Below are 21,959 nucleotides of genomic sequence, written 5' to 3' on the forward strand. Positions count from 1 at the left end.
GCTCCTTCGGTCCAACGCTCCGGCACTCCTGTTCGACCATGGTGTCACCGATCGGTGGGAAAGGCTGCCTATGAGGGGACTGTTCGGATGCAAAAGGGTTTGAGTCGATGTGGAGTCATTTCCTCCGCTCGGACCGGGCCGGTCCGCGGGGCTCCGGCGGCCCCGCGGCGGCCCACGGGGGGTCAGGGCGAGGCGGTGGGGGCGGCCTTGGGTCTCGGTGCCGGCTTCGGTCGCGGAGCGGTGCGGTCCGGCCCGCCGGTGAAGCGTTCGTACTCCTTGAGGACGTCCTCCGTCGGCCCGTCCATGCGCAGTTCACCGTGCTCCAGCCAGAGCACCCGCTCGCAGGTGTCCCGGATCGACTTGTTGCTGTGGCTGACCAGGAACACCGTGCCCGCCCGCTCGCGCAGCTCCCGGATGCGTCGCTCGGACCGCTTCTGGAAGGAGCGGTCGCCGGTCGCCAGCGCCTCGTCGACGAGGAGCACGTCGTGGTCCTTGGCGGCGGCGATCGAGAAGCGCAGCCGGGCCGCCATGCCGGAGGAGTACGTGCGCATCGGCAGCGTGATGAAATCGCCCTTCTCGTTGATCCCGGAGAAGTCGACGATCTCCTGGTAGCCCTCCTTGACCTGCGCCCGGGACATGCCCATCGCCAGCCCGCCGAGGTGGACGTTGCGCTCGCCGGTGAGGTCGTTCATCAGCGCCGCGTTGACGCCGAGCAGCGAGGGCCGGCCGTCGGTGTAGATGCGGCCCCGCTCCACCGGGAGCAGGCCGGCGACCGCCTTGAGCAGCGTCGACTTGCCGGAGCCGTTGGTGCCGATGAGGCCGATCGCCTCGCCCCGGTGGGCGACGAAGGACACGTCGCGCACCGCGTGCACCCGGCGGACGCCGGACGCCTTCCCGGTCTTCGGGCGGCGCAGCATGCGGTGCAGGGCGGCGGTCGCCGAACCGCGTCCGGCGCCGGTGCCGCCCACGCGGTAGACGACGTCGATGCCGTCGACGACGACGGTGGGGACGGTGGGGACGGTGGGGACGCGTTCGCCGGTCCGCCCGGTGAGGTCAGCCACGGCCGTAGGTCTCCTCTGCCTTCCAGAAGTAGAGGAAGCCGCCGATCCCGGCGAGCAGCGCCCAGCCGGTGGCGACGGCCCACACGTGCGGCGGCAGGTGGCTCCCGCCGAAGCTGTCGATCAGGGCGAAGCGCATCAGGTCGATGTAGACGGCGGCGGGGTTGGCCTGGAGCAGCGTGCCGAGCCAGGACGGCAGGTCGCTCTGGGCGCTCACCATGCGGTCGATGCTGAACATCACGCCCGAGGCGTACATCCAGGTGCGCAGCAGGAACGGCATGAGCTGGGCGATGTCGGGGATCTTCGCGCCCACCCGGGCCATGATCAGCGACACGCCCGCGTTGAAGACGAACTGGAGCACCAGTACCGGCGCGGCCAGCAGCCAGGAGGGCGCGGGCGGCACGCCGAAGGCGAGCAGGATCACCACCAGGGCGGCCATCGAGAAGAGCAACTGCTGCAACTGCTGGAGGCAGAAGGAGACGGGCAGCGCGGCGCGGGGGAAGTGCAGGGCCCGCACGAGCCCGAGGTTGCCGGAGATCGCCCGGGTGCCCGCCATGATCGAACTCTGCGTGAACGTCCACACGAACACGCCGGTGACCAGGAACGGCACGTAGTCCGGCACGCCCCTCTTGGTCTGCATCAGCACGCCGAAGATCACGTAGTACACGGCCGCGTTGAGCAGCGGGGTCATCACCTGCCAGAGCTGGCCCAGCTTGGCCTGGCTGTACTGGGCGGTGAGCTTGGCGGTGGCGAAGGCGCCGATGAAGTGCCTGCGCGCCCACAGTTGGCGGACGTACGCGGACAGCGTGGGGCGGGCTCCGCTCACCGACAGACCGTGGCGGGCGGCGAGCGCCGCGAGGTCTTCGCCGGGGGCGCCGGCCGCCGGGGCCGGTGTGGGGGGCGGTGCGTCGAGGACCTGGCTCACATCCGCTGCTTTCGCTCGGGGAGTTCGGGGTGGGGACGACGTCGGGGCCGGCCGGCGGCGCGCGGTGTTTCCCCGCGGGTCGCCCGGTGTTCACGTCGGGACGGGACCGTATCGTCGCTACGCGAGCGTAGGGCGTGGGCACGTCGGGACGCAACCGTTCCGTCGACACGCCCCTATGCTTGGCTCGCATGACGACCAACGCCGACCAGCCGCAGCCGCCCCCGCGCCGCCGGGCCCCCGCCGGGGCGGCCGTGCTGCGGGAGGACGTGACGGAGGCCATCCGGGCGGCCGTCTTCGCGGAACTGGCGGCCGTCGGCTACGCGCGGATGTCCATCGAGGGGATCGCGCGCCGCGCCGGCGTCGGCAAGACCGCCGTGTACCGGCGCTGGCGCTCCAAGCTGCACCTGGTGCTCGACGTCGTCTCGGCGCTCGCCGTCGGCGGCCTGCCCGCGCCGGACACGGGCGCGCTGGAGAGCGACCTGCGCCTGCTCTACGAGGTGACGTCGCGCGCCCTGCGCCACCCCGTGGCCTCGCAGGTCATCCCGGACCTCCAGGCGGAGGCGGCCCGCAACCCCGAGATCGCCGAGGCGCTGGGCAGGACGCTGCGGGAGGGGCAGGACGGGGTGGCCAGCGCGATCCTGGAGTCGGCGGAGGACCGCGGCGAGGTCCGCCCCGGCCTCGACATGGACCTGGCCCTGGACCTGATCTCCGGACCGCTCTACTGGCGCTCGGTCGTCGTGCGCGGCCCGAAACCGCCCCCGGGGTACCTGGGGGCACTGGCGCGGGCCACGGCGGAGGGCCTCAAGGCCCTCTGAGCGGCGCGCGGGCGGCTCGGCCGCACCAGTGTGCCCCGCGCGCGTGCCGCGTGTTCCCGGGCGGACCGCCCGTGGCGCGTGAGCGCCGCACGGACGGCGGACGGCGCTCTACGCGTTCGCCGCCTCCGGGTGGAGGGCGACCCAGCCCTCCCACGCGGAGACGATCATGTCCTGGACGCCGTACTTCGCCTTCCAGCCCAGCTCGGCGGCGGCGCGGTCGGAGGAGGCGACGACACGGGCCGGGTCGCCGGGGCGGCGCGGCCCGACCGTGGGCGGCAGGTCCCGGCCGGTGAGCGCGTTGATCCGGTCGATCATCTCCCGGACGGAGACGCCCTCCCCCCGGCCGATGTTGAGGGTCAGGGCACGCCCGGGGGACGCCTCCAGCGCGCGGGCGGCGGCCACATGGGCCTCGGCCAGGTCCACCACGTGGATGTAGTCCCGTACGCAGGTGCCGTCCGGCGTGTCGTAGTCGTCGCCGAAGACGCGCGGGGCGGCGCCCTGCGTCAGCTTCTCGAAGACCATCGGGATCAGGTTGAAGACGCCCGTGTCGGCCATCCGCGGGCCCGCCGCGCCGGCCACGTTGAAGTAGCGCAGGGCCGCCGTGGACAGTCCCGTCGCCCGGCCGGTCGCCCGGACCAGCCACTCGCCGGCCAGCTTGGTCTCGCCGTAGGGCGACATCGGCACGCACGGCGTGTCCTCGGTCACCAGGTCGACGTCGGGCATGCCGTACACGGCCGCGGAGGAGGAGAAGACGAAGGACGGGACGCCGGCCCGCGTCACCGCCGTGAGCAGGACGCGCAGGCCCTCCACGTTCTCCCGGTAGTAGTGCAGCGGCAGCTCCACCGACTCGCCGACCTGCTTCTTCGCCGCGAGGTGGACGACACCGGTGACGGCGTGGTCGGTGAGGGCGCGGGCGACGCGCTCGCCGTCGAGCACGGAGCCCACCACCAGGGGCACGCCGTCGGGGACGCGTTCGGCGACGCCGGTGGACAGGTCGTCGTACACGACCGCGCTCTCGCCCGCCGCGGTCATCGCGCGGACGACATGCGCCCCGATGTAGCCGGCGCCGCCGGTGATCAGCCAGGTCATTGCGGCCGTCCCCTCGTCAGTGGATCTCGCATCGTCGATGGCCCCCGGTGGTCATGGTCGGACATTCCCGCCCCCCGGACACCCGGAAAGGTCAGGAGGGCGCGGGCGCGGACGCCGGGCCGAAGGCGTCCAGGGCCGCCGTGAGCCGGTCCAGGCGGGCGCGCAGGTCCTGGACCTCGGCGAGGTCGAACCCGGTCGCGGCGGCGATCCGCAGCGGCACCTCGGCGGCCCGCTCGCGCAGCGCCGTCCCCGCCTCCGTCGGGCGCACCCGCACCGAGCGCTCGTCGCGCTCGCTGCGCTCCCGCACCACCAGCGCGGCCGCCTCCAGCCGCTTGAGCAGCGGCGAGAGCGTGCCGGAGTCCAGGCGCAGGTGCTCGCCCAGCTTCTTGACCGGCAGCTCGCCGTGCTCCCACAGCACCAGCATCACCAGGTACTGGGGGTAGGTGAGCCCGAGGTCCTTCAGCAGCACCCGGTACACGCCGCCGAAGGCGCGCGAGGCCGCGTTCAGGGAGAAGCAGATCTGCTGGTCGAGGCGGAGCCGGTCCGGCACGGGCGTGGTCATGCCCCCAGAGTAGCTTTCCGTCCGAGATTAGATTGTGCACAACTTAATTGTGTGCTCTACTCGGAGGGCCAGCAGCCGGCTCCACCACCGCAGGGACGGATTCCATGGACGCGCTCTACACCGCCGCCGCCACCGCCACACACGGCCGCGAGGGCCGTGCCGTCAGCTCCGACGGCACGCTCGACCTCCCCCTCGCCGCCCCGGTGGAGATGGGCGGCGACGGAGGCGGCACCAACCCGGAGCAGCTCTTCGCCGCCGGGTACGCGGCCTGCTTCGGCAGCGCCCTCGCCCTGGTCGGCCGCCGGGCCGGGGTCGGCCTCGCCGACGCGGCGGTCACCGCCGAGGTCGGCATCGGCCGCGAGGGCGAGGGGTTCGGGCTCGCCGTCACCCTCCGGGTGGAGCTGCCGGTGGAGGTCGACGAGGCGACCGGCCGTGATCTGGTCGGGCAGGCCCACCAGGTCTGCCCCTACTCCCGCGCCACCCGCGGCAACATCTCGGTCACGCTCGTCGTCGAGTAGCCGGGGCGGGCGCGCTCAGCCGCCGACCCGCGCCAGCACCTCGCCGGTCTCCTCGCTCCAGGCCACCACCACGGCCTCCTCGGGCACCGGCCGCCAGCGCGTCAGCAGCAGCCACCGCACGTGGTAGCGGCGGGCGACGGCCTCACGCCCTGCCCGGGTCGAGGAGGGATCGAGGTACGCCGCCACGTCGGCCACCCGCCGCCGGCGCTCCCGCTCGTCCAGCGACGGGTCGGGCCAGGCGGGCGCCGCCAGGTTCGGCCCGTACCCGGCGATGGCGTGACCCGCGTAGTAGCCGTCGGTGATCACCACCTCGCCGGGGCCGATGTACCGCGCGGCCCAGGCGTACTGCGGCCACCGAGGCGGCTGCGCGAAGCCCGCCGGGACCACCGCCCCGGCCTGGACGGTGAGGAGACCGGCGAGCGCCCCCGCCGTCGCCGTCCAGCCCAGCGCCCGCCGCCGGCGCCCCCACGGCCGGGGCTCCGCCAGCTCCACCGCCAGCGCGAACTGGAGCGGCACCAGCGTGAGCCCGAGGATGCGCCCGTAGGTGTAGTGGCCGCTGAACCAGCCGTACGCCACCACCGCGCACTCCAGCGCGAACATCAGCACCAGCGGGTCCCGCGCCGAGCGGCGCCCGCGCAGCCACAGCGCGGGCAGCCCCAGCAGCGCCAGCCAGAACTGCCCCGGCAGGTCCGCGTAGAGCACCCGGTGGATGCCGTCCACGCTCCCGTCGCCGGTCAGCGCGAACACGTCGAAGTACGGCCAGCACGCCGCCGTCGCCAGTGCCGCGGCGCCGGTCAGCGCCCACCGCCCGGCGATCGCGCCGCGCCACCCCCGCTGCCGGCCCGCCACCAGGGCCACCGCGCCCAGCGCCGAGGCCACCGACGTGATCGGGTGGACCAGCAGGACCAGCCCGTACAGGACGCCGAGCCCCGCGTACCCGGTGAGCCCGCGCAGCCCGTCGGGGCCCACGTAGCGCACCCGGCGGGCGTCGCCCGCCCGCGCCCCGGTCAGCGCCCAGGCCCAGAAGGTGAGCCCGATGGCGAAGGTCGAGGGGTAGCCCAGGTTGCCGGTCATCGAGATCAGCCCGAGGTACCCGCTCCACCAGGCCCGGTCGGTGCCCCACAGCAGCGTCATCGCGCCCAGCGCCAGCACCGGCGCCCACGGCCGGGGCGTCAGCACGCGCGCGAAGCGGCCGAGCCCGGTCAGCAGCACCAGCAGGTTCAGCGGACCGGCGAGCCGCACCACCTCCCAGCCGCCCAGCCCGGTCAGCCGGGCGAACGCGCCCTCGGCGACGGCGTACGGCGAGTAGTACGCGCTGCCCGCGCCCGGCAGGTCCGCCATCGGGTGCCGGGGGTGGAGGAGGGATGCCTTCAGCCGCTCCACCACGGCGGCGTGCTGGCCCGCGTCACAGCAGAGCGGCACCCGCCAGTACGCGAGGGACATCACGAGGAAGAAGAGGAACCCGGCCACCTGGTACGGGGTGGGACGCCAGGAGCGGCCCCCGCGCAGCGCCGAGGCGCCGCGCACGGACTGCCGGGTGAGGACGCCGGCGCTCACAGGATGATCGAGGGTGGGGACATGCGGGACATTTGGCGTATGTTCCCGATGCCGTCAACGACATGACGTCAGATCACCTGATCGGGTGAGAGGGCGTGCCGAAGGAAGGACGACCGCCCCGGGACCTCCGGGGCGCCCGCGTCACCCGGTCGCCGGGGCCCGGTCCGGACGGCCCTGCTCCGGCAGCGGCACCCGCGCGCGGACCACCGGCTCCAGCAGCAGCGGCAGCCCCACCACCGGCAGCAGCCAGGCCAGCACGATCAGCCGCTCGCCCCAGATGTTGATGTCCGGGTGGCCGGCCTGGGTGAGCACCCCGGTGAACGCCGCCGCGACGACGAACACGCCGACGCTCCCGCCCCGCCGCAGCGCGCCCCACGCCCCGGCGCCCAGGGCCGCCACGAACAGCGGCTGCCACGCCTGCCGGCGCAGCCACTCCACCCAGAAATTGCCCTGCAACCGCCAGAAATCCGGCCAGGGGTGCTCGCGGTCCGGCAGGGCGAAGTGGTTGGTCAGCAGGTCCTGGAGGCTGTCCATCTCCGAGGGGTAGTGCAGCAGCCGGGTCAGCGCCATGGTGAACAGCACCCCGGCCGCCCCCACAGCCCCGAGGGCGAGGACGTCCCGGTCCGGCGCCCGGCCCCGCGCGCGCCGCCGCAGGGAGATCAGCACGGCCGCCGCCGCCAGGCACAGCCCCAGGAACAGCGCCTGGGAGTGCTTGACGGCGAACAGCGCGGGCAGCGACACGCCGACCAGCAGCAGTCCGGCCCGCCGCCGCCCGGCCCGCAGCACCAGGGCGCACCCCCACACCGCGGCCAGGGTCAGCGCCATCAGCAGGCCCTCGGTCATCGGGCGCATCGCCGTCGTCCCGCTCGGCAGCACGTAGTACAGCGCCTGCCCGGCCAGCGCCAGGGGCACCGGCACGGCCAGGGTGCGCAGGATCAGGAAGACGAGGACACCGCCCGCCACCGTGATCGCCACGCTCGCCGCCCACACCCCCCACGTCACGCCGAACACGGCGATGAACGGCACCAGGACCACCGGGTACCCGGGCCGCACCTCGAAGATCCGCATGAAGCGCTCCGACATGTACGGCACCGTGTGCCCGGCGGTCTGACCGGCCGCCAGCCGCGGCTCCACCTGGCGCCACTCCCGCTCCCGGCACGTGTCCGCCACCCGCCGGGTGGGGTCGGCCCGGTGGAAGCGGACCACGTCCACGCTCTGGTCGCGCCGGGCCACCGACGCCTTGCCCGCGCAGACGTAGTCGATGGTGGCCGAGGCCGCCCCCCGCTTGCTCTCCCCGCTCAGGCTCAGGGCGTACGAGAGGTAGTTGCGGGTGTCGGGAGTGTCCCGGCCGGTGACGTTCGCCAGTTGGAGCACGGCGAACAGCGCGGCCAGGACCAGCACCCAGGTGCGCGGCCTCACGAAGAGGCGAGCAGGTCGTGGTCGGCGGGCACGGAACGGGCCACGGGCACCGAGACCGAGGGGGCGGGCATCGACTCGCCCAGCAGCAGCGTGCGTACCACGCGCTCGGCGGCCCGGCCGTCGTCGAACTCGCAGAACCGCTCCCGGAACGCCGACCGCAGCCGCTGCGACTCCGCGTCCCGCCAGCTCCCCGAGGCCAGCACCTCGGACAGCTCCTGCTCGGTCCGGGTCACCGGGCCCGGCGACTCGGCGGTGATGTCGAAGTAGGCGCCCCGGCTCGCCGTGTAGGCGCCCCAGTCGTCGGCGTGGATCACGATCGGCCGGTCCAGCAGCGCGTAGTCGAACATCAGGGCCGAGTAGTCGGTCACCAGGACGTCCGAGGCGAGCATCAGGTCCTCGACGTACGGCTCGTCCGTCGCGTCGATCAGCACGCCCCGGCGGTGCAGATCGGCCAGGCCCATGCCGCGGGCCGGGCCCGTGGCGAGCGAGGGGTGCAGCCGGACCACCAGCGTGTGGTCCTCGCCGAGGCCGGCGGCGAGCTTCGCCAGGTCGACCCGGTCGACGTGGCCGCCGCGCCGGTACTCGCGTCGGGTCGGCGCGTACAGGACGACCGTCCGCCCGGCCTCGACACCGAGCCGCTCGCGCACCTCGGCGCCCTCCTGCGCACCCGCGTTGACCAGCCGGTCGTTGCGCGGGCTGCCGGTGCGCGCGGAGGTGAACCCGCACGGGTAGGCGCGCTCCCACACCAGCTCCGAGTGCCGGTTGGCGACCAGGCTGTAGTCCCAGCGGTCGGCGCGGCGCAGCATCTGCGGCACGTCCACCCGGTGCCGGGCGCCCGGCTTGCCCTGGAGGTCGGCGCCCATGTACTTGAGCGGGGTGCCCTGGTGGGTGTGGATGTGCACGCTGCCGGGGCGCTTGACCAGGCTGTTGGGCCAGTTGACGTTGTTGACGAAGAACGTGGCCCGCTCCGTCACCCGGCGGTAGGCCGAACTGCCCAGCAGCACGTGCTCGGTGCCGGGCGGCAGCAGCTCCGCCTCCTGCGCGCTGCGCACCACCCACACACCGCGCAACCGCGGGGCGATCTCCTTGGCCTTGTGGTAGATCGCGGCCGGGTCGCCGAGGACGCCGCGGTGGCGGAACGCCGAGTACACGACGAGGTCCGGGTCGAGCGGACGGCGGTTGTTCACCGCGGCCCGGACCCGGCCGACCCGCCGGATCGCCGCCGTACGGGTCTTCTTGGCCCGCCGCACCATCGTCTTCCTGGTCTGCGCCGAGCGGCGGCCGAGCCGGTAGGAGGCCCAGCTCCCCTCCAGGACCCGCAACTCGGGCGGGACCGTCGCGCCCTCGGGCCGGCGGTCGCGGAACATCTCCGCGGTGCGCTGGAAGAACTCGGCCTTGTCCGACGGCGGCAGCCGGTCCGGCTTGGCCAGGATGTCGAGGCAGTGCTCGCCCATCTTGGCGTGCAGGAACGGCCGCCAGTGCGTCAGGTGCGGGCGCTCGTCGAGGAACGCGAAGACCCGGTCGTACTGGTCGTGCACGTCGAAGTGCTTGCGGCTGGTGGTGGAGAGGATGTTGCCCTGGCGGCGCTGCCGGTAGTACAGGCAGATGCGGTCCAGGGTGGCGATCCGCTCGGCGCTGAACATCACCGGGAAGGTCCACGGCGTGTCCTCGTAGTAGCCGGGCGGGAAGGCGAAGCCCTCGCGCTCGACGAAGTCGCGCCGGTAGACCTTGTTCCAGACCACCATGAGGAGGTCCATGATCTCCGGGTGCTCGGCGGCCGTGAACGTTTCGCCCGCGGTCTCCGCGAGGACCCGGGCGAGCGCGTTGCGCCGGGTCCCGCCCCACCAGTAGGTGCGCGCGTAGTCGAAGACCAGCACGTCCGGGTCGTCCGCCTCGTCGAGCCGGTCGGCCATGGCGGCGAGCGCGCCCGGGGTCAGCGTGTCGTCGCTGTCCAGGAAGAACAGGTAGTCGCCGGTGGCGAGCGGCATGCCCGCGTTGCGGGCCCGGCCCAGGCCGACGTTCTCCTCCAGGTGCAGCACGCGCAGCCGGTCGTCGCGGGCCGCGTACTCGTCCAGGATCGCGCCGCAGCCGTCGGGCGAGCAGTCGTTGACGGCGATGACCTCGATGTCCCGGTAGGACTGGCCGAGGACCGAGTCGAGGCACTCGCGCAGGAAGCCCTGCACCTTGAAGCAGGGGAGGATGATGCTGAAGCGGGGCACTGCGGGGTCAGCTCCTAACGAGGGTGGCGGCGGCGGGGGCCGGGACGCGGTCGGCGAGCGGGATCACGGGCGGGATCGCCTCCGGCGGCTCGCCGAGCAGCACCCGGCGCACGACGCGCTCGGCGGCGTGCCCGTCGTCGAACTCGCAGAACCGTTCCCGGAAGGCCGCCCGCAGGGCCGTCGCCCCGGCGTCCGTGTACGAGCCGTCGGCGAAGACCCGGGCCAGCTCCTCGGGGGTGCGCGCCACCCGGCCGGGCGGCGCCTCCATCAGGTCGAAGTAGACGCCGCGCGTCTCCCGGTAGATCTCCCAGTCGTCGGCGTAGACGACGATCGGCCGGTCGAGGTTGGCGTAGTCGAACATGATCGACGAATAGTCGGTGATCAGCGCGTCGGCGGCCAGGCACACGTCCTCGGAGGAGCGGTGCGAGGTGACGTCGATGATCCGGCCGCTGCTGCGGGCCCCGCCCCGGTCGTAGAAGTAGTGGGCGCGCAGCAGCACCACCACGTCCTCGCCGGCCGCCTCGCAGAACGCCTCCAGGTCCAGCGCGCCCGCGCCGAACCCGGTCTCGTAGTCGCGGTGCGTGGGCGCGTACAGGACGGCCGTCTTGCCCTCCGGCACGCCCAGTTCGCGGCGCACGCGGGCCACGTCCTCGGCGGTCGCCGTGTAGTAGACGTCGTTGCGCGGGTAGCCGTACTCCAGGTGCTCGTAGGAGCCGGGGAAGGCGCGCTCCCACATCTGGGTGGAGTGGCTGTTGGAGGAGAGGTTGTAGTCCCAGCGGTCCACGCGGCCCAGCAGCTTGCCGAAGCTGCCGCTGTTCGCGGCCACCACCGGGTACGTCGACTGGTCCACGCCCATCGTCTTCAGCGGCGTGCCGTGCTGCGTCTGCACGTGGACGCTGCCGGGCCGCTTGACGACGTCCTCGGCGAAGTTGGCGTTGTTGACCAGGTACGTGGCGCGGGCCAGCACCTCCCAGTAGCGGGCGCTGCCGATGACGGCGAAGTCGACGCCCTCGGGCATGGTGTGCGCCTGGTCGGCCTCGACCAGGAACACCGAGCGCAGGTGCGGGGCGAGTTCCTTGGCCTTGGCGTGGATCGCGGCCGGGTTGCAGGCGTAGCCGCGGCCCCAGTAGGCGCAGTACACGGCGAGGTCCGGGTCCAGCGGGCGGCGCAGGTGGCGGCGGTAGGCCATGGTGGTGCGCAGCCCCCGCGGGCGCGGCAGCAGGTCGCGGGCGCCGCCCTCGTCCTCGGCGCCGCCGGCGCGCAGCGCGCGGAAGGCGGTGTACGAGCCGGAGGCCAGCATCCGGTACTGCGAGCCGGTCCGGCCGGCCGGCGGGCGGAAACCGGCGGGGCGGTGGCGCCGGTAGAGGCGGCTCGCCCGGTGGAAGAAGGCCCGGCGTCCGCCGGTCAGCAGCTTCGGGTGGGCGGCCGTGCGCAGGATCTCCGCGAAGAGCTGCTCGAACAGCGGCCGGCGCCGCTCCTCCGGCAGCCCCTTCTCGGCGGCGTGCGCGAGCGCCAGCTCGGCCTGGTCCAGCAGCTCGGCGTGGTGCTCGCCGGGCTGCTCCAGCCGGCTGCCCTGCCGCCGCTCCTGGTGGCGGACCACCACGGAGCGCAGGACGGCCACCCGCTCGGCCTCCGCGGCGACCCGCGCGCCGAAGCCGACGTCCGTGAAGTGCCCGTCGGGGAAGACCAGGCCGCGTTCGTCGAGGAAGGCACGGCGGTGGACCGCGCTCCAGGCGGGCAGCGTCACGCCGGTCAGCCGCGGCGCCCGGTCCGGGGTGAAGGCCCCCTCCGGTGCCTCGGCGAGCAGGGCCGCCGCCGGATTGACCGGATCGCCCTCCCACCAGGGCACCCGCTCGTACTCCGTATAGAGGACGTCGACGCCGCCGGTGTCGGCGAGTCGTGCCTCCACCGCGGCGAGCGCGCCCGGGGCCAGCGTGTCGTCCCCGTCGAGGAAGAGCAGGTACGCCCCCTGGGCCGCGCCCGCCCCGGCGTTGCGCGCCCCGGCCAGCCCGGCCGACGGCGGGGAGTGCACGGGCCTCACCCGTGAGTCCCGCCCGGCGAGGCCGGCGGCGACGTCCGCCGCGGCGCTGTCCGGCCCGTCGCAGACCGGGATCAGCTCGAAGTCCGCGAAGGACTGGGCTAGGACGGAATCCAACGCCTGGGACAGCCGGCCCGCGACCCCATGGGACGGAACGACGATGCTGAAGCGGGGCATACTGCTCTTTCTCTCGTTGTCCTGGTCCACCGTGAGTCCTCCGCGGTCCGGACCGCCTGGCGGCCCGGACGACCGCCCGGCCGCCACGCGGGCGGCCGGGAGGGGACGGGCCGCGAAGAGCTGCGGGGCAAGTGGACTCCCGGTGGACGGAAAGCCGAATCAAAGGCTATCTGTGGTCCTGCGGGAACCCGCAGAGTGTGGCACGCGGGCGGAGGCGGTGCGTCCAGAAAGGGCCACGGCGGACCGGGCCGGCCGGCGCGCGCAGAGCGGTACGACCGGCGGAAGGTCCGTTTCCCCCAGCACGATGTGACGTACGACACGCTCGGCGGCGTGTCCGTCGTCGTACCGGCAGAACCGCTCGCGGAACGCGGCCCGCAGCCGGGCGGACTCCGCGCCGTCCCACCGGCCCGAGGCGAGCAGCCCGGTCAGCTCGTCCTCCGTGCGGACGACCGGGCCCGGCGGGCGCGTGCGTACGGCGACCCAAGCGTCGCGGGCGTCGCGGGCCGGGCCACGGGCCGCGCCGGGCGCCGGGAGGGCCGCCGCCTCCCCGGCGAGGACGACGATCGGCCGGTCCAGCACCGCGTAGTCGAAGACCAGCGGCGAACCGTCCGTGACCAGCACGTCCGCGGCGAGCAGCAGCGACTCCACGCGCGGGTGCCCGGTCACGTCCAGCAGCCGGGGGTGGCGCGGCGGCACGGGGGCCGGCGGGGCGCCGTCCGGGTGCTCGGCGCGCAGCAGTACCGCGTGGCGCGGGCCGAGCCGGGTCAGCAGGCGCCCCAGGTCCGGCCCCGGCGGCCGGGCGGGCCGGTGCGCGCGGTACGCGGGCGCGTAGAGGACCGTGATCACGCCGCCGGGGAGGCCGAGCGTCTGGCGCAGCCGGGCCACGTCCTCCTCCGTCGCCCGCAGCAGCGCGTCGGTGCGCGGCTGTCCGAACTCCGGGACCGGGCGGGTGCGCCCGCGGTCGGGCGCGGGGCGCGGGGAGAGCGGGATCACACCGTCCCGGACGCCACTCCCGCGTGGCGGACGCCCGGCGTCCGTGCCCCGGACCCCGGCCGGACCGGGCCCGGTGACGCCGAGCGGGGCGCCCGCCCCGGTCCGCACCACGATCTGGCCGCGCCGCGTGACCAGCCGGCCGTCGAGGTCGGTGCCGTGTACCAGGTAGCGGGAGCGGGCCAGTGCCGTCCAGTACGCGGCCGTGCCCGGCGTCAGGCGCCGGGGGCCGGGCGGCAGGGTGTGGTGGTGCGCCGGGTCGGCGGCCCACGCCGTGCGGATGTGCGGGGCGACGGTGCGGAACGCCTGCTCCAGCGCGCCCGGATCGCCCCCGCCGCGCCCCCGGTCGGCGGCGAAGAGGGCCCGGTCGGCGCGGAGCGGCAGGGTGCGCTGGAACCGGTAGTGCAGCCGCAGCGCCGGTCCGCGGACCGCGCGCAGCAGTCCGGCCAGGCACCGGCGCGCGGACACCGGGACCAGGTGCGCGGGGGCGATGACGGGGAACCGGGGCACGGGACATCCCTCACAGGAGCGGCGGGGGCGTTCGGCCCGGGAACGGCCGATGAACCGATTTGGTTACGGCCGCCGCGGCATTCGGGGCCCCACCGGCCACGACGAGGGGCGGACCGGAGACCCGGCCCGCCCCTCAAGGGTGATGTCACGGCGGCTACTTGACGGCGCCGGCCATCACGCCCGACACGAACTGCCGCTGGAACGCGAAGAACACGGCCAGCGGGATCACCATGGAGATGAACGCGCCCGGCGCCAGCACGTCGATGTTGTTGCCGAACTGCCGTACCTGCGTCTGGAGGGCGACCGTGATGGGCTGGCTGCCGGAGTCGGCGAAGATCAGCGCCACCAGCAGGTCGTTCCACACCCACAGGAACTGGAAGATGCCCAGGCTCGCGATGGCGGGACCGCCGAGCGGCAGCACCACCCGCGCGAACAGCCGCAGTTCACCGGCGCCGTCCAGCCGGGCCGCCTCCAGCAGCTCCCGGGGGATCTCCGCGAAGAAGTTCCGCAGCAGGAACACCGCGAACGGCAGCCCGAAGCCGACGTGGAACAGGACCACCCCGAGCACCGAACCGAACAGGCCGACCTTGCCGAAGAGTTCGGCGATCGGGATCAGCGCCACCTGCACCGGCACGACCAGCAGCCCGACCACGGCCAGGAACCACCAGTCGCGGCCCGGGAACTCCATCCACGCGAACGCGTACCCCGCCAGCGAGCCGATGACGACCACCAGGAGCGTCGCCGGGACCGTGATGAGCACGGTGTTGACGAGGGAGCCGGTGATGTCGCCGTTGCGCAGCAGCTCCGCGTAACTGGCGAAGGTGAGCTGCGACGGCTTCGTCAGCACCGTCCACCAGCCGTCCGCCGCCATGTCCTGGGGGCTGCGCAGCGAGGACAGCAGCAGGCCGATGGTCGGCACCAGCCAGAACAGGCCCACCAGGACCAGGAAGACCCGCACCGCTCCGCCGCCGGCCCGCTCGGCCAGCCGGGAGGCCGGCGACCGCCTCGCCGGGCCGGGTGAGCCGGACGCCGCCTGCTCCGCCGCCCCGGTCACGGTCTCCGCCTGCGCGGTCATCGCCGCACCTCCCGCCTGAGCCGCCGGACGTTGAACCACATCACCGGGATGACCAGGAGCAGCAGGAGCACCGCGATGGCGCTCGCCACACCCGGCTGGTCCGCGGCGAAGCCCTTGCGGTACAGCTCCAGGGCGAGCACGTTGGCGTCGTCCTGGGAGGAGCCGGGGGCGATGATGAAGACCAGGTCGAACACCTTCAGCACGTTGATCATCAAGGTGACGACGACGACCGCCAGGACCGGTGCCAGCATCGGCACCGTGACCCGCCGGAAGACCTGCCACTCGTTGGCGCCGTCGACCCGCGCCGCCTCCATCAGCTCCCGGGGCACCGCCGCCAGACCGGCCGCGATCAGCACCATGGCGAAGCCCGCCCACATCCACACGTACGATCCGATGATGGCCGGGGTGACGAGGGTGGGGCCGAGCCAGTCCAGCCCGTTGTACGGCTCCTTGAAGTTGTCGGCGGGCAGCCGCAGCAGCGCTCCGTCGGCCGCCGCGGGCAGCGTGAACGTGCCGTCGGCGGACGCCTTCGCCGTGGCGACGACCCGGCCGTCCTTGACGGCCTCGATCCGCATCCCGGCGTACCCCGGCTCGCCCGCGTCGACCTCGCCGAGCCGTCCGACGCCCTTGCCGCGGGTGAAGTCCTGCCAGGTGGTGCCGGTGACCTTGTCCGGCTCGGGGCGCGGGGCCGCCGCGTCCCTCGCGTCGTCCGGCATCCGTTCCGGGGCGACGCCGACCAGCGGCAGCGCCACCGGCTCGCCCGCCCGCACCGGCTCCCGGGTGACGAACGCGCCGCCGCCCGCCGCCTCCAGCGGCGAGTCGCGGCCCGGGTGCGCCTTCGGGAACGCCGACGACTCGGCGAAGGTGTCGTGCACGCCGACCACCACCGCGTTGGCGACGCCCTTGTCCGGGTCCTGGTCGTAGACGAGGCGGAAGATGATGCCGGCCGCCAGCATGGAGATCGCCATCGGCATGAAGACGACCAGTTTGAACGCGGTGCCCCAGCGGATGCGTTCGGTCAGCACGGCGAAGACGAGGCCGAGCGCGGTGGCGACGGTCGGCGCGAACACCACCCAGACGACGTTGTTCTTCAGGGCGGTGCGGATGCCGTCGTCGGTGAAGAGCGCCCGGTAGTTGTCGACTCCGGCGAACCCGTCTCCGGACTGGTCGTAGAGGCTGCGGATCAGCGAGTACCCGATCGGGTAGACCACGAGCGCGCCGAGCAGGACCAGGGCGGGCAGCAGGAAGAGCACCGCCACGGTCGTACGGGTGCCGGTCACGCTCTTGCGCGGTGCGGGTGCGGCGGGGGCCCCGGAGGCCCCCGCCGCGCCGGAGGACGTCATCGGTCAGCCTCCGTAGGCGGCAGCCGCGTCCGCCTCCAGCCGCGCCTGGGTGCCGGCGATGTCCTTCGGGTTCTTCAGGAAGTCCTGGAGGGCCTTCCACTCGCCCTTGCCGGGCGTGCCGCCGAACGCCTGCGGAGCCTGGTCGGACATGTCGAAGCGGAAGTCGTCACCGGCCGCGATCAGCGCCTCGGCCATCGTCTTCTGCACCTCGTTGGGGTACGCGGAGGTGTCCACGGCCTTGTTCGGCGACAGGAAGCCGCCCAGCTTCGCCTGGATCACCGCCGCGTCCGGGGAGGCGAGGAAGGTGGCGAGCGCCTGCGCGGCCTCGGAGTCCTTCAGGATGACGGCCGCGTCGCCGCCCGAGACCACCGGCGCGGTGTCACCGACGGACGGGAACGGGAACACCTTGGCGTCGGTGCCGACCTTCGCCTCGGTCTCCGCGATGTTGACCTGCACGAAGTCGCCCTCGTAGACCATGGCTGCCTTGGGCTGGTCGCCGCCGGTGAAGGTCTGCGTCACCGAGGCGGGGAACTCTGTCTGGAGCGCGCCGGAGGGGCCGCCCGCGACGTAGTCCTTCTTGCCCCAGATCTCGGCGAGGGTGGTCAGGGCCTCCTTGACGGAGGGGTCCGTCCACTTGATCTCGTGCTGGGCGAGCTGGTCGTACTTCTCCGGTCCGGCCTGCGACAGGTAGACGTTCTCGAACCAGTCGGTGAGCGTCCAGCCGTCCGCGCCGCCCACCGAGAAGGGGGTGACACCGGAGTCGTAGACGGTCTGCGCGGTGGCCAGCAGCTCGTCCCAGCTCTTGGGCTCGTCGGCGCCCGCGTTCTCGAAGACCTGCGCGTTGTACCAGATCAGGGACTTGTTGGCGGCCTTGTAGTAGACGCCGTAGGGTTTGCCGTCGACCGAGCCGATCTCCTGCCAGCCGGCGGAGTAGTTCTTGGCCAGCTCCTTGGTGGCCTCGGCGCCCAGCGGCTTGGCCCAGCCCTTCTCGACGGCCTGCTTGATGGCGCCGGGCTGCGGCAGCATCGCCACGTCCGGCGGGGCGCCGCCCGCGATCTTCGAGCCGAGGAAGTTGATGATCGGGTCCTGCGCGGGGACGAACGTCACCTTGGCGCCCGTGCGCTTCTCGAACTCGGCGAGGACCTTCTTGAAGTTGTCCTGTTCGGCGCCGGTCCAGACGGCGGCGACCTCCAGGCTCTGGCCGTCCAGCCGGGGGAGGGTGACGGTGGTGGCGGTCTTGCCGCCGTCCTGCGCGCCGCTCTTGCCGCCCTTGTCGCCGTCCCCGCCGCCGCAGGCGGTGAGCGAGAGCGCGAGGGCCCCCGCGGCGACCACGGCCGCGGTCCGCGCGGCTCTGCCTGTCCGGATGCTGTTGTTCGTCCGCATTACCTGCCCCGTTCTTCGTTCCTCGTCGAACGCTCGGCGCTTTTCCCGTGCGGGTCTGGTGTACGCCAGGGGGGTGAGGGCGGCAAGGGCGCGTCCCGGGCCGGACCCAAGATCGTAATGCCCTCGTGACCAGCGGCGGGGGCGGAAACCGCCGAGTGATCTACGCGCGTACGGGCAGGGGTGGTTGACGGGGTGTGAGGTGGGGCGGGGAGGGGTATCAGGGGTGGGTTTCTCTCGCGTCCCTCGCGGGTGCCGAGGGGCGCCAGGGGCCGGGGTGCCCCCGGACGGGGCGGGGGCACCTGGCGTCTCCCGGGGCCGGCCGGCGGCCGGCGGGTCAGAGCAGGGACGGCACCCGGGCCGCCGAGACCTCCCGCGCCGCCCGCTCCAACGCGCTGGCCAGCAGCGCCAGATCGGTCGGCCCGTTGCCCAGCTCGCGGACCGGGCGCCGGGCCGGCGGGTCCCCCATGCGGTGCCACTCCAGCGGGACCACCGTGGGCCGCAGGGTCGCCGTGCGCGGGATGCGGCCGGTGACCCGGCCCCCCTGGAACGGCGCCGTCCGGCCATCCGGGTACGTCAACCGCCCGCGTCCGGGGGCCGGTTCGTCCGGGCCCGGCACCGGCGCGTCCAGCGTGACGCGCAGCGCCGCCCGGCGCACCGGCTCCGTCTGCGCCGTACGGCCCCCGGGGCCGGTCGCGGCCACCAGGTGCACCCCGAGCCGCTCGCCCTCGCGCGCCACCGCCTCCACGGCCCGCAGCACCGACCCCGCCGCGGGCCGCCCCGGCGAGCCGAGCGGGGGAGCGACCAGGGCGTCGAGATCGTCCACGACCACCACGAGCCGCGGCAGCGGCGGCGCCGCCTCCGCCCGGCGCCGGGCCGCCCCGGGCCGCAGCCGCAGGGTGGAGCTGGGCGGGGAGTCGAGGTCCCCGGCGCCGGATATCGCCCCCGGGCCGCCGGTCGCCGTGCGCGGGGCCGCCATCCGGCCCGCCGCGCTCCCGGCGGCCCCGGCGGCCCCGGCGGACCCGGCGTACAGGGCGTGCCAGTCGGCGAAGTCGCTCCGGCCCAGCAACTCGGCCCGCCGCTTCAGCTCGGCGCTGAGCGACTGGGCGAACTCCCGCATCCGCAGCGGGTCGTTGGCGGCGAGGTGGGTGGTGACGTGCGGGACGTCCGTGCAGACGTGCAGGCCCTCGCCGTGCGCGGCGCCCGCGCCGACGGCGTCCCGGCCGTCGACCAGCACGATGCCGAGCCGGTCGGGGCGTTCGGCCGAGGCGAGCGAGGCGACCAGCGCCCGCAGCAGCTCGGTCCGGCCGCTGCCGGGCGGCCCCTCGATCAGCAGGTGCGGGCCCTCCGCCACGAGGTCGGCGCCGACCGGGCCGCGCGCCCCCGCGCCGAAGACGGCCTGCGCCCGCCCGCCCAGGGTGTCCGGGTCGTCGGCCGCGTCCGCCCAGCGGGCCATCAGGGAGGCCGGGGTGGCCCGCGCGAGACCCAGTTCGTCCAGGAGCCGGGCCGCCTGGGGCAGCGGCGCCGACACACGCGCGTGCCGCTCGCCCGAGGCGTTCGCGGCGCGCAGCGGCGCCAGAGCCCGCGCGAACCGCTCGGCCCACGCCGGGGAGACCGCGTCCACCGTGCCGAGGGTCCCGTGCCCGGCCGGCCCGCCCGGCGACGTCCCGTACGGCGGGACCCGCAGCAGCCGCAGGGCGGTCGCCACGTCCCCGCTGAGCAGGGCGACGGCACCGCACCGCCGGAACACCGGCGAGACCGCGCAGGCCGCCTCGTAGGTCCGCGTGACCGGCGAGGTGGGGGAGGCGGCGGGCGTCTCGGCGAGGCACACCACGTGCACCCCGGCCCGCGGGCCCTCCACGGCGAGCCGCACCAGCGCCTCGCGCTCCTCCGCGCCGCCCGGGTCCCCGTCCACGACGACCACGGTGAACGGCCCGGCGAAGCCGTACGGCCCGGCCGCGCCGCCTTCCGGATCGGCGGGCCCGCCCAGGGGCGCGGGGGAGGGCGCGGTGGCCGGGGTGGCCGCCGGGGCGGCGGTGCCCGGGACGGGTTGCGCCGGGATCGCCCCGGCGCCGGCCGGACCGGCCGAGCCGCCGGAGCCGCCCGTGCCTCCCGAGGCCCCGGCGTCGCTCGTGCCTCTCATGTCTCCGGCGTTGCGTGCGTCTCCGGCGTCCCGCGTGTCCCGGGTGTCCCGGGTGTCGGCCAGGTGGTCGTCCAGACGGCGCAGCAGCTCCTGCGCGCGGGCCGCGCTCTGCTCCCGGTCGTAGGCGAACAGCAGCCGGCAGTCCTGGCCGTGTCCCGGGCGCAGATGCGGCAGCCAGCCCAGCCAGGACCACTCGGCCTCCCGCTCGGCCAGTGAACGGGAGCGGTCCGCGCTGATCAGCACGATCTCCAGCACATCGGGGGAGTGCAGCGCGGCGAGCTGCGCCACGACCGAGCGGGCCAGCCCGGCCAGCCGCTCGCGGGGTCCGGCCAGTCCGAGCGCCCCGGCCTCGCGCAGCCCGGCGGTCACCGGGACGGCCGGCAGCGGTATCCCGGTGCCGGGCGCCGGACGGTCGGCGGTGCCGAGCCGCACGGCCAGCGCCTCCGGGTGCCCCGGGCCGCGCTCCCACAGCCGCGGGCCCGGTCCCAGCGCCGTCAGCAGCAGCGCGGCCGGGTCCGGCCAGGTCTCCGGCGCGGGGGAGGGGCCGGTCGGCCGCCGGGCGGAGGCCGCCTCCTCGTCGTCCGCCGTGTACGCGTCCGGTCCGGCCGCGTCCTGCGGGCCCCGTACGCCGGTCAGCCGCCGCGCCCACGCCCCGAGCCCGCCACGCCGACGGGTGCCCTGGTGCGCGTCCTCCGGCGTGTCGCGGTGCCCGCCCCGGGCGACGTCCCGGGGCACGTCCGTGCCCCGCAGCGGCGTCCCCTTGCGGCCCGTGCCCTCGCCCGGGTCCCCGAAGCCCCCGGGGTCGGCCGGGGGCGTCGCCCCCAGCGACGTGGCGCGCGGCGGGCCGCCGTGGTTCTCGATGCGCGGGGCGCCGCCCTGCCCCGGCACCACCGGCTGCCCGCCCGGCACCCCGCCGGTGCCGTGTCCGGGCGTGTCGTACGCCGCCGTGCCGTGCCCCGGCGTGTCGAAGCCCCGCGTGCCGTACGCACCCGTGCCGTGTCCGGGCGTGCCGTACGCACCCGTGCCGGACCCCGGCGTGCCCGACCCCTGCCTGCCCGACCCCGGCGTGCCGTGCCCCGGGGCGCCGTGCGGCGACACGCCGTGGCCCGCCGTGCCGTACTCCGCGCCGCCGTAGGCGTGGTGCGTCGGCGCGTCCGGCGTGTCGCCCCCGCCGGGCGCGCTCGCGGGGGCCGTCCCGCCGCCCGGCGGCGGGGCGGGCACCCGGATGTGTCCCTCGCCGTCCGGCGTCGTCGCCACCCGCGCCACGGACGGCCCGGCGGCGTCCACCAGCCGCAGCGCCGACTCGCCGATCCGCAGCAGCGCGCCCGGCGCGAAGCGGACCGGGCGCTCACCCACCCGGACGCCGTCCAGGGTGGTGCCGTTGGTGGAGCCGAGGTCGGCGACGCGGACCCGGCCGTCGGGGGAGAGCGTGACCGCGCAGTGCATCCGGGAGACGTCCGGGTCGTCGAGCGCGACGTCCGCGTCGGCGGACCGGCCGAGCCGGATCTGCCCGCCGTGCAGCAGATGGACGCCGCCCGCGTCGGGACCGGCCACCACGTGGAGCTGGGCCGCCGCCCCGGCCGGCTCGGCGTGCGGATCGGGCTCGCCGGGGGCGCCCAGGGTGAGGACGGCGCCGTCGGTCAGCGGGGGCTCGCCCAGGGTGCAGCGCCGGGCGTCCAGCCGCTGCGCGCCGGCGTAGAGCACCACCGGTCCCGAACCCGGGCCGTCACCGCCGGGGACGGCCGCGGCGAGCGCCGAGGCGACGGCGGCCAGCGCCGTGCCGGCCGGCGCCGTGACCAGTGCGTCACGGCTCGCAACGGCGCCCCGCCCCGGTGGGCCGGACGGTCCCGGGCCGAGCGGGTCTACGACGGTCAGCCGGATCTGCATCGCCGTCAGCGGTCCCTTCGCGCGGGCGCCCGCGCGCCGGGGACGAAGCCGTTCTCCGCGGTCCCCCACCGCGGACTTCCCCCACGCCACACGAGCACGTCGGCCAGTAACTGGAGGCATCCTCGCACCTGACCCGGACACCGTGCCCGCCGGCCGCCGATAAATGATCTTGATTGGTCGGCTCTGCCCGTAAAAATGCCCGACAGGTGACCTCTGGGCGATCGGATGACGCATGCTTGAGACCGGCCGTGTCC

General features: G+C 74.9%; 15 protein-coding genes. 2 read left to right on the forward strand and 13 right to left on the reverse strand.

Annotated features, from left to right (window positions below):
* Positions 1–182: 182 nt before the first annotated feature.
* Positions 183–1,061, reverse strand: coding sequence for an ABC transporter ATP-binding protein (locus tag J5Y05_RS21000; RefSeq protein ID WP_210874589.1), 879 nt, complete (start codon positions 1,059–1,061; stop codon positions 183–185).
* A complete protein-coding gene (locus J5Y05_RS21005; RefSeq protein ID WP_210874590.1) occupies positions 1,054–1,983 on the reverse strand; it encodes an ABC transporter permease in 930 nt (309 codons plus the stop codon). Before J5Y05_RS21005 ends, J5Y05_RS21000 begins: the two co-directional genes overlap by 8 nt.
* Before the next feature lie 188 nt (positions 1,984–2,171).
* On the opposite strand from J5Y05_RS21005, the gene J5Y05_RS21010 reads away from it, so the two are divergent.
* On the forward strand, positions 2,172–2,798 hold the full coding sequence (locus J5Y05_RS21010; RefSeq protein ID WP_210874591.1) for a TetR/AcrR family transcriptional regulator: 627 nt from the start codon (positions 2,172–2,174) through the stop codon (positions 2,796–2,798).
* Positions 2,799–2,906: 108 nt separating this feature from the next.
* On the opposite strand, the gene galE is transcribed toward J5Y05_RS21010, so the two are convergent.
* Entirely contained in the window at positions 2,907–3,887 is a 981-nt protein-coding gene (galE, locus tag J5Y05_RS21015) for a UDP-glucose 4-epimerase GalE (protein ID WP_210874592.1), read from the reverse strand.
* A gap of 91 nt (positions 3,888–3,978) precedes the next feature.
* Complete coding sequence (locus J5Y05_RS21020) at positions 3,979–4,449, reverse strand: MarR family winged helix-turn-helix transcriptional regulator (RefSeq protein WP_210874593.1); 471 nt, start codon at positions 4,447–4,449, stop codon at positions 3,979–3,981.
* A 104-nt stretch (positions 4,450–4,553) separates the two neighbouring features.
* Between J5Y05_RS21020 and J5Y05_RS21025 the strand changes: the two genes are divergently transcribed.
* Positions 4,554–4,967, forward strand: a complete 414-nt coding sequence (locus tag J5Y05_RS21025; RefSeq protein WP_210874594.1) for an organic hydroperoxide resistance protein — start codon at positions 4,554–4,556, stop codon at positions 4,965–4,967.
* A gap of 15 nt (positions 4,968–4,982) precedes the next feature.
* Here J5Y05_RS21025 and J5Y05_RS21030 read toward each other — a convergent pair whose 3' ends face one another.
* The 9 genes from J5Y05_RS21030 to J5Y05_RS21070 all read right to left on the reverse strand — a co-directional run bounded on the left by J5Y05_RS21030 (position 4,983) and on the right by J5Y05_RS21070 (position 21,705).
* Positions 4,983–6,524, reverse strand: coding sequence for a hypothetical protein (locus J5Y05_RS21030; RefSeq protein ID WP_210874595.1), 1,542 nt, complete (start codon positions 6,522–6,524; stop codon positions 4,983–4,985).
* Between the two features lie 141 nt (positions 6,525–6,665).
* On the reverse strand, positions 6,666–7,943 hold the full coding sequence (locus J5Y05_RS21035) for a glycosyltransferase family protein (RefSeq protein ID WP_210874596.1): 1,278 nt from the start codon (positions 7,941–7,943) through the stop codon (positions 6,666–6,668).
* Positions 7,940–10,162 carry a bifunctional glycosyltransferase/CDP-glycerol:glycerophosphate glycerophosphotransferase gene (locus tag J5Y05_RS21040; RefSeq protein WP_210874597.1) on the reverse strand — a complete coding sequence of 741 codons (2,223 nt, stop codon included), beginning with the start codon at positions 10,160–10,162 and terminating at the stop codon, positions 7,940–7,942. Before J5Y05_RS21040 ends, J5Y05_RS21035 begins: the two co-directional genes overlap by 4 nt.
* Positions 10,163–10,169: 7 nt before the next feature.
* Positions 10,170–12,377: a bifunctional glycosyltransferase/CDP-glycerol:glycerophosphate glycerophosphotransferase gene (locus tag J5Y05_RS21045; RefSeq protein ID WP_210874598.1), complete on the reverse strand. Its 2,208-nt coding sequence runs from the start codon at positions 12,375–12,377 to the stop codon at positions 10,170–10,172.
* Between the two features lie 159 nt (positions 12,378–12,536).
* Positions 12,537–13,877, reverse strand: coding sequence for a CDP-glycerol glycerophosphotransferase family protein (locus J5Y05_RS21050; protein ID WP_210874599.1), 1,341 nt, complete (start codon positions 13,875–13,877; stop codon positions 12,537–12,539).
* Positions 13,878–14,031: 154 nt separating this feature from the next.
* Positions 14,032–14,952: a carbohydrate ABC transporter permease gene (locus J5Y05_RS21055; RefSeq protein WP_210874600.1), complete on the reverse strand. Its 921-nt coding sequence runs from the start codon at positions 14,950–14,952 to the stop codon at positions 14,032–14,034.
* Positions 14,949–16,295, reverse strand: a complete 1,347-nt coding sequence (locus tag J5Y05_RS21060) for a carbohydrate ABC transporter permease (RefSeq protein ID WP_210874601.1) — start codon at positions 16,293–16,295, stop codon at positions 14,949–14,951. Before J5Y05_RS21060 ends, J5Y05_RS21055 begins: the two co-directional genes overlap by 4 nt.
* A gap of 3 nt (positions 16,296–16,298) precedes the next feature.
* A complete protein-coding gene (locus J5Y05_RS21065; protein ID WP_210874602.1) occupies positions 16,299–17,678 on the reverse strand; it encodes an ABC transporter substrate-binding protein in 1,380 nt (459 codons plus the stop codon).
* A 334-nt stretch (positions 17,679–18,012) separates the two neighbouring features.
* A complete protein-coding gene (locus tag J5Y05_RS21070) occupies positions 18,013–21,705 on the reverse strand; it encodes an FHA domain-containing protein (protein ID WP_210874603.1) in 3,693 nt (1,230 codons plus the stop codon).
* Between the last annotated feature and the right edge of the window lie 254 nt (positions 21,706–21,959).

The organism is Streptomyces tagetis (assembly GCF_018069565.1).
Classification (GTDB): Bacteria; Actinomycetota; Actinomycetes; order Streptomycetales; family Streptomycetaceae; genus Streptomyces; species Streptomyces tagetis.